Below are 255 nucleotides of genomic sequence, written 5' to 3' on the forward strand. Positions count from 1 at the left end.
CAAGATTCAAAAGGTGAACTCAAAGAAAAAATTGGAAGCACGGGTTCTGGAACAGGTCCTGCAAATGCTGAACGAGCTATGAGAACTCTAAAGCTAGGAAAAGATATTCCTTCACTTTCTGAATATATTGTCGATGTTCCAGATTTGATAAATTCTGCTTTAAAAAATAATGAGAATGTTCTAGTTGAAGGTACTCAAGGAACCTTTCTTTCACTATGGCATGGAACATATCCATTTGTAACATCAAAAGAAGTT

1 protein-coding gene is annotated in these 255 nt (G+C 35.3%); it reads left to right on the forward strand.

The window, feature by feature from the left end:
• A partial coding sequence (locus SAY88_RS25315) for an adenylosuccinate synthetase (protein WP_332635196.1) occupies positions 1-255 on the forward strand: 255 nt, incomplete at both ends.

The organism is Halalkalibacter flavus (assembly GCF_036663575.1).
Taxonomy (GTDB): domain Bacteria; phylum Bacillota; class Bacilli; order Bacillales; family Bacillaceae_D; genus Halalkalibacter; species Halalkalibacter flavus.